Raw genomic sequence first — 14,178 nt, 5'->3', positions numbered from 1 at the left:
GTCACGACTTGCGGCCCGAGGCCGAAGACGGGCCCGAAGACGATGCAGGGGACGAGGCCAGAGACTGGGCAGGCGCCACCCGGTCGAGGTAAGCGTCGATCCGCGACCAGACGAGTACCTGGATCTCCTCCCGTTCCATCAGGATCTCGTGCCGCGCGCCGGGGCAGCGGACCAGTTCGGCGTCGGAGGCCTGGCCGAACCGCGCGATGACGGCCTGGGGCTCGACGACCCGCTCCTCCGACCCGAGAAAGCCGAGCATCGGGTGGCTCGGCGAGGGCAGGCGGCGAAGAGCCGCCATCTCCCGGAAGGCCGCGGAGATCCAGTGAATGCTCGGCGGTCCGAGGCCGAGTTCGGGATGCTGGGTGACCTGACGCTCCGCGGCCCGAAAGGCGTTCAGGTCCGTGGTGAGCGGGTTGCCTTCGACGCCACCGCGGTTGCCGAGACCGGAGCCCGGCAACCGCCTTCGCCCGAGACCGATCCACGACACCGCCCCCGTCAGCGGCCTGACCAGCAGGCCCGCCGCGCGGCCGACGCGGATCCCCCACATCGGCGCGGAGAAGATCGAACCCGCGAAGTCGCGGCGCTCGATCAGGGCGCGAAGACCGACGCAGCCGCCCATCGAGTGACAGAGCATCAGGATCGGCCTCGGCCCCGCCGCGATCTCCGGGGCGGCGAGCAGCGCGTCGAGGTCGAGCAGATAGGCGCGAAAGTCGTCGACATGCCCGAGTTCGGGAAAGGGCGGATCGCGATCCGACAACCCCTGGCCGCGCCAGTCAAGCACCGCGACGCTGAAACCGCGCGCCGTGAGCCGTCCGACGACCTTGCCGTATTTCTCGACATATTCCGTACGCCCCGGCAGGACGATCACCGTCCCGCGCGATCCCCCGGTCCAGAAGACCGCGCGAATCCGCTTGCCGTCCCGGGTCCGGAGCCAGCGCGCGGCCGCGCCCGGTGGCGCCGCGGCCACATCGGCGTGGAAGGGGGCGCCCGTCATGTTCGCATCCAGCTCCGGCGACCGGGCTCAGGACAGCAGCGAGCCGACCTTCATCGCGAGCCCCATGTCGCCCTCGATCCGGAGCTTGCCGGACATGAACGCGGTCGTCGGATTGAGCTCGCCGTCGAGCAGCGCGCGGAACACGTCGTCGCTCGCGATGATCACGCAATCCGCGTCCGAATCGTCGGCCGTCGCTCCGTTCTCGTCGATCCGGACCGCGCCCTGGTCGAGGATCACGAACTTGACCGATCCATCCAGCGTCTCCCCGGCCAGTTTGGCGTTGAGAGCCTTGACGGCCCCTTCGACAACGTCGCTCATGTCTGTACTCCAGCGGAGGGTCGGCGACCCTCGATTTCCTCGGCTCAACGACTATCTAGGGTGCATGCGCGGTTCAGGAAAGCGACAAAGGTCCGGGCTTGCCGTGACGTTCGCCCTTCTCGGCGCCATTCTTGGCACCGTTCCCGCCGCCGTTCCGGGTCGGGCGCAGGACGCGCCGGCGCCTGAATCTCCAGATCCGCCGGAACTCGCCCCGCCCGACTACGGTGGTGCCATACCCGATGACGCGCGCACCGGCGCGCCGGACGACGCGGTCGGCGCGGCTGAGGCGCGCGCCGCGAAGCTCGAGGATCTCCACCGGCAACTCGCCGAGCCCGACCGGGACGACTGGGAGCGGGTTCAGAACGAGATCGAGCGGCTCTGGGCCCGATCGGGTTCCCCCGCGATGGATCTGCTGCTGCGCCGGGCGGGCCAGGAGATGCACGCGGAGAATTATGGCGCCGCGATCGACCATCTCACCGCCCTGACCGAACTGGCGCCGGATTTCGCCGAGGGCTGGAACGCGCGGGCGACGGCCTTCTACCAGATCGGGGAATTCTCGCTGGCGATGGCCGATATCGAACACGCGCTGGCGCTGAACCCGCGGCATTTCGGGGCGCTGACCGGGCTCGGCATCATTCTCGGCGAGACCGGCCAGTACGCGCCCGCGCTCGCCGCGTTGAGGGCGGCGGAGCGGATCAATCCGAACCAGCCCGACATCCGGGACCACATCAAACGCGTCGAGCGGTCGCTCGGCACGGCGGATCTCTGAGCAGGGGCGGGAATCGGGGCGGGTATCGGAAGGAGCACGCATGGCTTTCGACGGCGAACCCCGCGTCACGGCGGTGCTCGGTCCGACCAATACGGGCAAGACGCATTACGCCATCGAGCGGATGCTGGCGCATCGGACCGGCGTCATCGGCCTGCCGCTCCGCCTGCTGGCGCGCGAGGTCTATGACCGGATCGTGGCGCTGCGCGGACCCTCGGTCGTGGCGCTCGTCACCGGTGAGGAGCGCATCGTGCCACCCCGCGCCGCCTGGTGGGTCTGCACCGTCGAGGCGATGCCGGTCGATCTCGGCGCCGATTTCCTCGCCGTGGACGAGATCCAGCTCTGCGCCGATCCGGATCGCGGGCATATCTTCACCGACCGCCTGCTGAACGCGCGCGGGCTGAACGAGACGCTGTTTCTCGGCTCCGACACGATGCGGGGCCGGATCGCGCATCTGATCCCCGGTGCGCGGTTTCTGTCCCGCGAGCGGTTCTCCGACCTGCGCTACACCGGCGCGCGCAAGATCAGCCGGATGCCGGCGCGCAGCGCGATCGTCGGCTTCTCGGTCGAGGATGTCTATGCGATCGCCGAGCTGATCCGCCGCCAGAAGGGGGGCGCGGCCGTGGTGATGGGCGCGCTCAGCCCGCGCACGCGCAACGCGCAGGTGGCGCTCTATCAGAACGGCGACGTGGATCACCTGGTCGCGACCGATGCGATCGGGATGGGGCTCAATCTGGACATCAGCCATGTCGCCTTCTCGGGCCTCGTCAAGTTCGACGGCCGGCGGCACCGGCATCTCGCGCCCGCGGAACTCGCGCAGATCGCGGGACGCGCCGGGCGCTACATGTCCGACGGCACGTTCGGTGTGACCGGCGAGGCCGGCCCGCTCGACCCGGACGTCGCCGAGGCGATCGAGCGGCACCGGTTCGAGCCGATCCGGCGCCTGCAATGGCGCAACGCCGCGCTCGAATACGGCTCTCCGGCGGCGCTGATCGCTAGTCTCGAAGCCTCGTCGGGCCAGCCGGATCTGCAACGGGCGCGGGAGGCCGACGATCTTCTGACGCTGCGCGCGCTCGCCGAGATGCCGGACATCCGCGGCCTGCGCGGGCCGGTGGAGACCCGGCTTCTCTGGGACGTGTGCCGGGTTCCGGATTTCCGCAAGGTCTCGCTTCAGGAACATGCGAACCTCTGCGCCCGGCTGCACGAATTCCTGCGCGAGGAGGGCGGCATCCCGACCGACTGGCTCGCGTCGCAGATACGGCGCATCGACCGGGCCGAGGGCGATATCGATACCCTGTCGAAACGGCTCGCCTATATCCGCACCTGGACCTATGTGGCCCAGAGAAAGGGCTGGGTCGATGACACGGACCATTGGCGAGAGGAAACCCGTGCGGTAGAAGACCGCCTGTCGGACGCGCTGCACGCGCGGCTGACCCAGCGATTTGTCGATCGGCGCACGAGCATCTTGATGCGGCGGTTGAAGCAGAGGGAGGGCCTCGTGGCCACGGTGACCGAAGACGGTGAAGTCACGATCGATGACCAGTTCATCGGCCGGCTCGAAGGGTTCCGGTTTCAGCTCGACCCCTCGGCCTCGGCGGAAGAGGCGCGGACATTGCGCGCCGCCGGCCTCGCGGCGCTGGCGCCTGCGCTGAACCTGCGGGCGGACAAGTTCTACAACGCCCCCGACACCGAGATCGACGTGACCGAACAGGGCGGCCTGATGTGGGGCGAGCACGCCGTCGGCAAGCTCGTCACCGGCGGCGATGTGCTCTCGCCCCAGATCGAGGCCTTCGTGGAGGAAGGCGCGGACCCGCAGATCGCCGAGAAGGTGAAGCGCCGTCTCGGCCACTGGATCGACCGCAAGAGCGCGGCGCTGTTCCAGCCTCTGATCGCGCTCCGCGACGACGAGTCGCTGTCGGGCATGGCGCGCGGCATCGCCTTCCGGCTCGTCGAGGCGCTGGGCGTTCTGCCGCGCGGCGACGTGGCCGAGGATGTGAAATCGCTGGATCAGGAACAGCGCGCCGGGCTCCGCAAGCACGGGGTCCGATTCGGCCAGTACACGATCTTCCAGCCGCTGATGCTGAAACCCGCCGTGACGCGGCTCCGGCTGGTGCTCTGGTCGCTGAGCGAGGGTTTCGACGTCTTCCCCGAGGCGCCGCCGCCCGGCCTCGTCACCGTTCCCGCCGTTCAGGGCGCGCCCGGGGGGTACTACGCCCGCGCCGGCTACCGGCTCGCCGGGGAGCGCGCGATCCGGATCGACATGCTGGAACGCCTCGCGGACATGATCCGGGGTCTCGACGCCCGCGCGGGGTTCGAGGCATCGGCGGACATGCTGTCGATCACCGGGCTCAGCCTCGAACAGTTCGCGGGGCTGATGCGCGGCATGGGCTATACCGCGACAGAGGGCACCCGGCCGAAACGGCGCGCCCCGAAGCCGGCCGAGGCCGCCAGCGCGGGCGGGGGCGAGACACCCGACGTGGTTCCGGCTGATGTTCCCGGCGATGCACCGGCCGAGGTGCCGGCCGACGCCCCGGCCGAGGCACCGCCGGACGTGCCGTCCGAGACACCGGCGGACGTGCCGTCCGAGACACCACCCGCCACGCCCCCCGAGATGGCGGCCGCGCCGGGGGAGACGCCGGACGAAGTGCCGGCGGATGTCCCCGCCGAAACGCCGACCGAGATTCCGGGCGACGCTCCGGCCGAGACGCCGATCGAGGAGCCCTACGAGGCGCCGCCGACCACGCCCACCGAGGACCCGATCGATCCGCCGGCGGAGGTTCCGGTGACCCCGCCCGTCGAGGAACCCCCGGCGGAGACGCCCGTGCCCGACGATCCGCCGGTCGAAACGCCCGTCCCCTCGGAGCCGCCGATCTCCCCCTCCGCGCAGGCGGAGGAAGCGCCGCTCGAATCGCTCGAGGTCGAGAGCTACTACACCTTCGTCCGCGCCCCCCGGCAGCGGCCGGCCCGGGCCGGGCAGGGCCGGCACCACGGCGCTGATGGCGCCGGGCACGAGCGCCGCGGCAAGGCCGGGAATCGCAACCAGGGCGAGCGCGACGGCAACCGGGAGGGCAACCGCGACGGCAACCGCAAGGGCGGCGATCACCAGGGCGGCCGGCCGAAGCATGGCAAGGGCAAGCCCGAGCGCAAGCAGGGCGAACAGCAGCACCGGCCGCGCCGGGCGGAGCGCCCGGAACGTCCGGTCGATCCGGACAACCCCTTCGCCGCGCTGATGTCGTTGAAACTGCGGGAATGATGGCGCGGGGAATGACGGGCCCGCGGTGAGCGCGTGATGCCGAGCGAGACCCGACCGGCGTCGATGCGTCTCGACAAATGGCTCTGGCAGGCGCGATTCTTCAAGAGCCGCGGTCTCGCCGCCGAGGCGGTGGCGCGTGGCATCCGGGTGAACGGCTCCCGCGTGACCAAGCCCGCGGCGCCGGTCCGGCCCGGAGACGGGCTGAGTTTCGTCCAGGGATCACGGGTCCGGGTGATCCGGGTGGTGGCGCTCGGCTCCCGGCGCGGACCTGCGACGGAGGCGCGCGAACTCTACCTCGACCTTGAGGAACCACAACCGGACACCGCAGGGACCCTTGATCCCGAACGGTAGCCTGTTAAATACCCTTTCGCGGAGTGTGACAGGCTTTGCGGATCATGAGGACAATGAATCGAGGCCCTGAGCCATGACATACGTCGTCACCGACAATTGCATCGCCTGCAAGTACACGGACTGCGTCGAGGTCTGCCCGGTAGATTGCTTCTACGAAGGCGAGAACATGCTTGTCATCCACCCGGACGAGTGCATCGACTGCGGCGTCTGCGAACCGGAATGCCCGGCCGATGCGATCCGGCCGGATACCGAGCCCGATCTCGAGGAATGGGTCGAGTTCAATCGCAAGTACTCCGAGCAATGGCCCGTGCTTGCGACCCGTCGCGACCCGCTCCCGGAGGCGGAGGAGCGCGACGGCGAGCCCAACAAGCGCGAGAAATACTTCTCCGAAGCGCCGGGCGAGGGCGGCTGAACCAGAGTTCGCGCCCGCGGTCCTCTTTCCCCGCGGGAACGTTTCTGAACTCCCGCGGGGCAGCGATTGCGTGCCTGTCCCTTCCCTTTTGGCTGTGTTTGTGCTATATGCAGTTGCACAAATGGTCACGTGGTCAAGGCTGAGGCCAAACAGCCTGTAGCCGGTCTGCCGAGTCAGTCAATTCCGAGCAGGTTGCACGATGAGCAACCGGCGCGGAATTTGTCGCTGCGGTGTACCGGCGAAGGTGGCCGCCCGTAGTCAGTAAGGATTAGACGCCAACATGAGCAAGACCAAGAAGGCGACCGAGTTTCGCCCGAACGATTTCGTTGTCTATCCGGCTCACGGGGTAGGCCGGATCGTATCGATCGACGAACAGGAAGTCGCCGGGCTCCGCCTGGAAATGTTCGTGATCTCCTTCGACAAGGACAAGATGACGCTTCGCGTGCCGACGGCGAAGGCGAGTTCCGTCGGCATGCGGCCGCTCAGCTCGGTGGACACGGTCGGCAAGGCGATGGAGACCCTGAAGGGGCGGGCCCGGATCAAGCGCGCGATGTGGTCGCGCCGGGCGCAGGAATACGAGCAGAAGATCAATTCGGGCGATCTGATCTCGATCGCCGAGGTCGTGCGCGATCTGCATCGCTCGGACGATCAGCGCGAGCAGTCCTATTCCGAGCGTCAACTCTATGAGGCGGCGCTGGAGCGGCTGACCCGCGAGGTCGCGGCGGTGAATGGAATCGACGAGGGCCAGGCGCAGGAGCATGTCGATGACGTGCTCGGAGGACGCGTCGCCGCCTGAGTTCGCGCCCAGGTCAGCGCGGTCGGCCTTCGTGGCCGGCCTTGCGTCCGGGTCGATGCTGATCAGACGGGCATGAGAGCGCTGGACCTCCGGCGCTCTTTCTTTTTGCCTTGCGCGTCAGAGGGGGCGCAGCAAGGCCTCCATCTCCGCGCGGTGGCGGCGCATCAGCGCGAAGGCCTTCGCATCCCGGGCAAGCCAGCCTGCGTTGGCCGGATCGGGCGCGCGCTCCGGGCCCTCGCCACCCATCGCCCGGGCGGCCGCCCTCGTGTCGGCATATCGGCCGGCGGCGACCCCGGCGACCATCGCGGTGCCGAGCAGCACCGGATCATCCCGCGGTTCGATCAGCTTGAGCCCGGTCGCATCGGCGTAGAGCCCGGTCAGGATGCTGTCCCGGGCATGCCCCCCGGCGAGAAGCAGCCGGTCCACGGTCAGCCCATGCCCGCCGAGATGCGCGATCATCTCGCGAAGCCCGACCGCGAGGGCGACCGCGCCGCGCCAGTAGAGCCGGCAGAGCGAATCGAAATCCCCGCCCATGTCGAGCCCGGTGATGGTGCCGCGCGCCCGCGCATCGCCGAGCGGCGCGCGGTTGCCGAGAAAATCGGGCAGGATCTGGATCTCTGGCGCGAGATCCGGCGTCTCGGCGCGCAGTTCGCGCAGCCTCGCCGTCACCCGCGCGCGCAGTTCCGCCGTCGGGGCCGGCGCGCCGGGTGGGGCGAGCAACCGGTCGAGCATCGCGCCGGATACCGACTGGCCGACCTCGATCGCGGCGGCGCCCGGCAGGACCGCGTCCGCGAAGGGACCCCAGGCGCTCGGAATGAACGGCGGGTCCGGAGTGACCGCGAGCAGGCAGGTCGATGTTCCCGCGATCAGCGCCGCGTCCCCTGGGCGTTCCGCCCCAAGCACTCCGAGCGCGCCTGCATAGGCGTCTACCAGACCGGCGCCGACGGGGAGCCCAGGTGGCAGGCCGAGATCCGACGCCGCGCCGATCGACAGCCGCCCGACCGGCTCGCCGACGGCCGCCGGAGCCGGTTCGATACCGGCGCGGTCCGCGAGATCGTCGAGCCCCACCGCTGCGAAGAAATCCCGCGGCCAGCCGCCGGTGGCGCCGAGGTAGGACCATTTGCAGGTGAGGACGGAGTGTGAGCGCCGCATGGAGCCTGTCGCGCGCCAGCCGAGGAAATCCGCGAGATCAAGGATCAGCCCGGTCCGCGCCCAGGCCGCCGGCATGTGGCGCTTGACCCAGAGCAGCTTCGGCGGCGCCATCTCCGGCGGCATGTTGCCGCCGAGGTAGCGAAGCGCCGGATGCCCGGTCGCGCTGAACTCGGCGGACTCCGCCGCGGCGCGATGGTCGAGCCAGAGGATCGTGTCCCAGCGCGGTGCCTCGCCGGGCAGGATGCCGACCGGCGCGCCATCCGGGGCGCGGAAGGCGATCGAACAGGTCGCGTCGAAGGCGAGCGCCTCGACCTCCTCCGCCCTGACACCCGCCTCGGCGACCGCGGCGCGGAGCGCGGAGGCCGAGGCGCGCCAGATCTGCTCGCTGTCCTGAGCCGCCACGGTCGGGGAGAGGCGGCGCGTCTCGATCGGCTGCTCCGCCCGGCCGAGAAGCTGGCCGGTGAGCGTGAAGATCCCGGCCCGGGCACTCCCGGTGCCCACGTCGATCGCGGCCAGCAGAGGCGTCATGGAGCCTCACTGCCAGTGGCGCAGAAGCCTCGGCAATTCGCGCATGTCACCGATGATCCAGTCCGGATCGAGGGCCCGCAGGCGCGCTTCATGTTCCGTGTTCCGCGCATGACCACCGCCGGTGTAGCCTGCGACCCGCATGCGCGCCGCCTGCGCCGCGCGAATGCCGGCCGCGCTGTCCTCCACGACCAGGGAGTTGGCCGGATCATAGCCCATGCGCTCGGCCGCTAGAAGGAAAAGATCCGGCGCCGGCTTGCCGTGGCTGACCATGGTCGCGCTGAAGAGCTTGCCGTCGAAATGCTCCCAGAGCCCGGTCAGCCGCAGCGAAAGCTCCACCCGCTCCGGCTGGCTCGACGAGGCGACGCAGAAGGGCGCGGTGAGCGCGGCCAGAACCTCCGGGGTGCGCGGCGTTGGCTTCAGCTCGGCGCGGAACCGCGCGTAGAGCCGCTGGCGCATCTCCTCGAGCGCGAGCGGGTCGAGCTTCACGCCGAAATCCTCGGCCAGCATCTGTCCGACGCTGGCGAGGCTTCGGCCGAGAAAGAGCTCGTAGCCCTGGGCCGGATCGATCTCGAGCCCCTGGGCGCGGATCGTCTCGAGCAGCACCGCCATCGCGATCGGCTCGCTGTCCACGAGCACACCATCGCAGTCGAAGATGACGAGCGGCGCGCCCCCGGTCACCGCTCAGCCCAGGTAGCGCTGAAGGGTGGCGACCGTCCCTTCGCGCCAGAGCAGGCCGAGCCAGTCGGCGAAGGATTTCCGGAACGCCGGGGAGTCCGCCGTCGAGCCGTAGATGTCCTTCATCCCGAGCCAGGCCATCGGATCGGACTTCGCCTCCTTGGCGACCGCCGTCAGGCGCTCCCAGTTCGGATCGTTCGGCTCGATCACCGCGCCGGAATCGGTTGTCCCGGCGCAATAGCGGCACCAGAGCGCGCTTTCGAGCGCGAGCCCGTCGACCGGCAGACCCTTTTCCAGCCGATCGGCGATCGAGGGAATGATGAACTTCGGCTGCCGGTTCGACCCGTCGAGGCAGAGCCGGCGGATCGTGTCGCCGATCTTCGGATTGAGGCAGCGTTCCTCGACCTTTTGGAAATAGCCGTCGAGGTCGGTGTTCGGCACCGGCGGCACGATCGGGATGATCTCGTCGCGCTCGACCTTCTGGAGGAAGGCGCGGACCAGCGGGTGCTCCATCCCCTCATGCACGAAATGGATGTCGAGAAGGCCCGCGGGATAGGCGATGATCGCGTGCCCGCCGTTCAGGATGCGGATCTTCATCATCTCCCAGGGGGTCACGTCCTCGACGAATTCCGCGCCCGCCTCGTCGAAGGCCGGGCGGCCGGCGGGGAAATTGTCCTCGACCACCCATTGCAGGAAGTCCTCGCAGAACACCGGCCAGGCGTCCTCGATGCCGAATTCGTCGCGCACGATCCCGCGCTCGCGGTCCGAGGTCGCGGGCGCGATCCGGTCCACCATCGCATTCGGGAAGGCCACGCTCTCGCGGACCCAGGCGGCGAAATCGCTGTCCTGCGCCTCCGCGAGACCCGCCACCGCGTCGCGGCAGACCTTGCCGTTATGGGGAACGTTGTCGCAGGACATGACGGTGAAGGGCTCGATCCCGGCGGCGCGGCGCGCCTTGAGCCCGGCGAGGATGAGGCCGAAGACGGTCTTCGGATCGTCGGGGTTCCGCGCGTCGGCCACGATCGCCGGATGCTCCGGGTCGAACTTGCCGAGCGCCGGGTTCACGAAATAGCCGCCCTCGGTCACGGTCAGCGAAACGATGCGGATGGCGGGGTCGGAGAGCGCCTTGATGATCGCGGCCCCCTCCATCGGCGGGATGAAGTCGGTCATCACCCCGGTCACGCGCGCGGCCGAGACCGCCGCCGATTGCTCGACCACGGTCGAAAGCCAGTCCTGCCCTTCGAGCGCGTCGCGCATCTTCACGTCATAGGGCGTGACGCCGGCGCCGAGGATCGCGAAATCCTTGTCGCGGCCCGCGTTCATCAGCCGGTCGAGATAGACCTGCAGATGCGCCCGGTGGAAGTTGCCGATCCCGAAATGCAGGATTCCCGCCGAAAGATCGCCGCGCGCGTAGGCGGGGCGCTCGACCCCGGACGGCAGCTTGTCGAGATTGGCGAGCGAGAGCGGGATCGCATTGGTTGGCATCGGGTGCTTCCTCGTAGTCTTATATGGAGCGGAGCATGCCGCCATCGACATGGTGAACGGAGCCGGAGACGTAGGAGGCGCGCGGCGAACAGAGGAACACCATGAAGTCGGCGAGTTCCTCCACCGTGCCGAAACGCCGGATCGGCGCATGTTCGTCGGCGACCGATTGCAGATAGCCTTCCCAGTCGCCGCCGGTGTCCGCCGAGAGCTGTTTCGCCGTCTTGATCCAGTCCGGCGTCAGGATCAGGCCGGGATTCACCGTGTTGACGCGGATGCCCATGGGGATGAACTCGGTCGCCATGTTCTTCGAGAGCATGAGCAGGGCGGCCTTGGTCACGTTGTAGATCGGCTCGTACCAGAGCGGCTGCACGGCGCAGATCGAAGCGTTGTTGAGGATCGCGCCGCCGCCGCGCTCGGCCATGATCGGCGCGAGCCCGCGGGCGAGGCGGACGGCGGCCATCACATGCAGGTCCCAGTATGACTGCCACTTGTCGTCGGGCGCGTCGAGAATGGTCTCGTTCGAGCCGGTCCCGGCGTTGTTGACCAGGATATCGACGCCGCCGAAGGCTTCGCGCGCGGCGTCGATGAGGCTGTCGCAGCCCTCCGCCGTCGCCACGTCGCAGGGGTGGCCGAGCGCCTCGGTGCCGAATTCCTCGGCGATGTCGCGCGCGGCGCCGGCCACGCGCTCGCGGTCGCGCGCGGCGAGGACGACACGGGTGCCCTCGCGGGCGAAACACCGTGCGACGCCGAGGCCGATCCCGGCGCTGCCGCCGGTGATGACCGCCACCTTGTCGGAGAGACCCAGGTCCATGTCAGAACTCCCGGTTCAGCTCATCCATTGCCCGCCGTCGACGTTGTAGGTCTGGGCGAGAATGTAGTTGGCCTCGTCGGAGGCGAGGAAGACCGCCATGCCCGTGAGATCCTCGGGCGTGGCGAAACGGCCGGCGGGGACGCCGGCGGCGACCTCGGCCTTCTTCTGGCCGGGCTTCTTGCCCTCCAGTTTCGCGAACATCGAGTCGACATGTTCCCAGTGCTCGCCGTCGACCACGCCCGGCGCGATGGCGTTCACGTTGATCCCGTGCTGAATGAGATTCAGCCCGGCGGATTGCGTGAGCGAGATCACCGCCGCCTTGGTCGCGCAATAGACCGCGACGAGGCTTTCGCCCCGGCGGCCAGCCTGGCTCGCCATGTTGATGATCTTGCCGCCCCGGCCTTGCGCGATCATCTGCCGCGCCGCCGCCTGCATCGTGAAGAGCGTGCCGGCGACATTGACCGAGAAGAGCTTGTCGTAGCTCGCCCTCGTGATGTCGACGATGTTGTGCGCGTCGAAGAGGGCGGCGTTGTTGATCAGGATGTCGAGCCCGCCGGCGCGCTCGACCACCGCCGCGATGGCGGCGTCGATCGAGCCCTGGTCGGACACGTCGAGTTGGACCGCGTAGGCGCCCGAGCCGATGGCGGCCGCCGTCTCCTCGGCGCGGTCGAGCGCGATGTCACCGATGGCGACCGTCGCGCCCTCCGCGACATAGGCCTTGGCGAAGGCGGCGCCGATTCCGCGGGCGGCGCCGGTGATCAGGGCGGATTTGCCTTCAAGTCGCATCAGATAGCCATCCCTTGAGGATCGAAGCGGTAGATGCGCTCCGGATGGGGGCTGAGCCAGACGGTGTCGCCGTGGGAAACCGCGACCTCGCCGGAAGAGCGGACATTGATCGTGCCCTGTCCCTCGGTCTCGACATGGGAGAAGGTGTCGGAGCCGAGATGTTCGGCGACGCCGACGGTACCCTTCCAGCCGCCTTCGACCGGGGAGGTGGAGACACTGAAATGCTCGGGCCGCACGCCGATCGTATGGGCGCCGTGCTTGCCGGCCTCGGGGCCTTCGACGAAATTCATCGTCGGGCTGCCGATGAAGCCCGCGACGAAGCGGTTCTTCGGCGCGCGGTAGAGGTCGAGCGGCGAGCCGACCTGCTCGATGTTGCCGGCGTTCAGGACCACGATCTTGTCGGCCATGGTCATCGCCTCGACCTGGTCGTGGGTGACGTAGATCATCGTCTTGCCGAGCGACTGGTGCAGTTCGGAGATCTCGAGCCGCATGGTGCCGCGAAGCGCCGCGTCGAGATTCGACAGCGGCTCGTCGAAGAGGAAGGCCGAGGGCTGGCGCACGATGGCGCGACCGATCGCGACGCGCTGGCGCTGGCCGCCCGAGAGCTGGCCGGGCCTGCGTTCGAGATAGTTGGCGAGGTTCAGGATGCGCGCGGCGTTCGAGACCTTCTTGTCGATCTCCTCCTGGCTCTCGCCCGCCATCTTGAGCGGGAAGGCGATGTTCTTCGCCACCGTCATGTGCGGATAGAGCGCGTAGGACTGGAACACCATGGCGAGCTGGCGCTTCGCCGGCGGCTCGTGCGTCACGTCGCGGCCATCGATCATGATCGTGCCGCCCGTCGTGTCCTCGAGCCCGGCGATCAGCCGCAGAAGCGTTGACTTGCCGCAGCCCGAGGGGCCGACGAAGACGACGAATTCGCCGTTCTCGATTTCGAGATTGATCTTCGGAATGATCGTGACCGGCCCGAAGGACTTGTTGACGTCGCGTAGTACGATATTGCCCACTTGAAATTCCTCCGGATTCTTACTTGACCGCGCCGAACGTCAGGCCGCGCACCAGCTGTTTCTGGCTGAACCAGCCCATGATCAGGATCGGTGCGATGGCCATGACCGAGGCCGCCGAGAGCTTGGCCCAGAACAGGCCCTGGGGTGACGAGAAGCTCGCGATGAAGGCCGTCAGCGGCGCCGCCGTCGTGGTCGTCAGGCGGATGGTCCAGAAGGCCTCGTTCCAGGCCAGGATGATGTTGAGAAGCAGGGTCGATGCGATGCCCGGCACCGCCATCGGCGTCAGGATGTGCCAGATCTCCTCCCAGAGCCCGGCCCCGTCCATCCGCGCCGCCTCCAGGATCTCGCCCGGGATCTCGCGGAAGTAGGTGTAGAGCATCCAGACCACGATCGGCAGGTTGATGAGCATCAACAGCACGGTCAGGCCGAAGCGCGTGTCCATGAGCCCGGTCCTGAGGAAGATCAGGTAGATCGGGACGAGCACGGCGGCGGCCGGCATCATCTTGGTCGAAAGCATCCACATCAGCACGTCCTTGGTGCGCTTCGTGGGCGAGAAGGCCATCGCCCAGGCGCAGGGGATCGCGACGATCAGGGCGAGAATTGTCGAGCCGACCGCGAGGATGACCGAGTTCATGAACGGCCGGATGTAGTTCTGCTGGTTCTGCACCTCGCGGTAGCTCTCCAGCGTGAAGGACGGGATGAGGTCCAGCCCTGCGATCGCCTCCGGCTCGGTCTTGAGCGAGGTGATGATCGTGTAGAGGATCGGGAAGAAGATCAGCAGGGCGACGATCCAGGCGGCGGCGGTGAAGCCGAGCTTGGTACGGGTTGTTACGGCGCGTGCCATGAT

General features: G+C 68.6%; 14 protein-coding genes. 5 read left to right on the top strand and 9 right to left on the bottom strand.

Going from position 1 to position 14,178, the window contains the following annotated elements; genetic code table 11:
• Window position 1: 1 nt before the first annotated feature.
• Complete coding sequence (locus ACLJK8_RS06740; protein WP_413149340.1) at window positions 2–994, bottom strand: alpha/beta fold hydrolase; 993 nt, start codon at window positions 992–994, stop codon at window positions 2–4.
• A 27-nt stretch (window positions 995–1,021) separates the two neighbouring features.
• Window positions 1,022–1,312 (bottom strand): SCP2 sterol-binding domain-containing protein, encoded by a 291-nt coding sequence (locus ACLJK8_RS06735; RefSeq protein WP_413149339.1) that lies wholly within the window; start codon window positions 1,310–1,312, stop codon window positions 1,022–1,024.
• A gap of 103 nt (window positions 1,313–1,415) precedes the next feature.
• Here ACLJK8_RS06735 and ACLJK8_RS06730 point away from each other — a divergent pair, with 103 nt between their 5' ends.
• The 5 genes from ACLJK8_RS06730 to ACLJK8_RS06710 all read left to right on the top strand — a co-directional run bounded on the left by ACLJK8_RS06730 (window position 1,416) and on the right by ACLJK8_RS06710 (window position 6,890).
• On the top strand, window positions 1,416–2,081 hold the full coding sequence (locus tag ACLJK8_RS06730; protein WP_413149338.1) for a tetratricopeptide repeat protein: 666 nt from the start codon (window positions 1,416–1,418) through the stop codon (window positions 2,079–2,081).
• A gap of 40 nt (window positions 2,082–2,121) precedes the next feature.
• Window positions 2,122–5,331, top strand: a complete 3,210-nt coding sequence (locus ACLJK8_RS06725; RefSeq protein ID WP_413149337.1) for a helicase-related protein — start codon at window positions 2,122–2,124, stop codon at window positions 5,329–5,331.
• Window positions 5,332–5,367: 36 nt separating this feature from the next.
• Window positions 5,368–5,682 carry an RNA-binding S4 domain-containing protein gene (locus ACLJK8_RS06720; RefSeq protein ID WP_413149336.1) on the top strand — a complete coding sequence of 105 codons (315 nt, stop codon included), beginning with the start codon at window positions 5,368–5,370 and terminating at the stop codon, window positions 5,680–5,682.
• Window positions 5,683–5,755: 73 nt separating this feature from the next.
• Window positions 5,756–6,094 carry a ferredoxin FdxA gene (fdxA, locus tag ACLJK8_RS06715; protein ID WP_413149335.1) on the top strand — a complete coding sequence of 113 codons (339 nt, stop codon included), beginning with the start codon at window positions 5,756–5,758 and terminating at the stop codon, window positions 6,092–6,094.
• Between the two features lie 280 nt (window positions 6,095–6,374).
• Window positions 6,375–6,890 (top strand): CarD family transcriptional regulator, encoded by a 516-nt coding sequence (locus ACLJK8_RS06710; protein ID WP_413149334.1) that lies wholly within the window; start codon window positions 6,375–6,377, stop codon window positions 6,888–6,890.
• 117 nt (window positions 6,891–7,007) lie between these two features.
• Here the strand turns inward: ACLJK8_RS06710 and ACLJK8_RS06705 are convergent, their stop codons facing one another.
• The 7 genes from ACLJK8_RS06705 to ACLJK8_RS06675 are packed head-to-tail and all read right to left on the bottom strand — an operon-like array spanning window position 7,008 to window position 14,175.
• Window positions 7,008–8,570 (bottom strand): FGGY-family carbohydrate kinase, encoded by a 1,563-nt coding sequence (locus ACLJK8_RS06705; protein WP_413149333.1) that lies wholly within the window; start codon window positions 8,568–8,570, stop codon window positions 7,008–7,010.
• Window positions 8,571–8,576: 6 nt separating this feature from the next.
• Entirely contained in the window at window positions 8,577–9,248 is a 672-nt protein-coding gene (locus ACLJK8_RS06700) for an HAD family hydrolase (protein WP_413149332.1), read from the bottom strand.
• Between the two features lie 3 nt (window positions 9,249–9,251).
• Window positions 9,252–10,730 (bottom strand): mannitol dehydrogenase family protein, encoded by a 1,479-nt coding sequence (locus ACLJK8_RS06695; RefSeq protein ID WP_413149331.1) that lies wholly within the window; start codon window positions 10,728–10,730, stop codon window positions 9,252–9,254.
• 19 nt (window positions 10,731–10,749) lie between these two features.
• Complete coding sequence (locus tag ACLJK8_RS06690; protein ID WP_413149330.1) at window positions 10,750–11,541, bottom strand: SDR family NAD(P)-dependent oxidoreductase; 792 nt, start codon at window positions 11,539–11,541, stop codon at window positions 10,750–10,752.
• A gap of 15 nt (window positions 11,542–11,556) precedes the next feature.
• A complete protein-coding gene (locus ACLJK8_RS06685; protein ID WP_413149430.1) occupies window positions 11,557–12,330 on the bottom strand; it encodes an L-iditol 2-dehydrogenase in 774 nt (257 codons plus the stop codon).
• Window positions 12,327–13,331: an ABC transporter ATP-binding protein gene (locus ACLJK8_RS06680; RefSeq protein WP_413149329.1), complete on the bottom strand. Its 1,005-nt coding sequence runs from the start codon at window positions 13,329–13,331 to the stop codon at window positions 12,327–12,329. The genes ACLJK8_RS06685 and ACLJK8_RS06680 overlap by 4 nt, the downstream gene beginning before the upstream one ends.
• A gap of 19 nt (window positions 13,332–13,350) precedes the next feature.
• Window positions 13,351–14,175 (bottom strand): carbohydrate ABC transporter permease, encoded by an 825-nt coding sequence (locus ACLJK8_RS06675; RefSeq protein WP_413149328.1) that lies wholly within the window; start codon window positions 14,173–14,175, stop codon window positions 13,351–13,353.
• Window positions 14,176–14,178: the final 3 nt, after the last annotated feature.

This window comes from Amaricoccus sp. W119 (assembly GCF_047275745.1).
Classification (GTDB): domain Bacteria; phylum Pseudomonadota; class Alphaproteobacteria; order Rhodobacterales; family Rhodobacteraceae; genus Amaricoccus.
The sequence above is the reverse complement of the archived record's forward strand: the minus strand, read 5'-3'. Positions and strand labels throughout refer to the sequence as shown.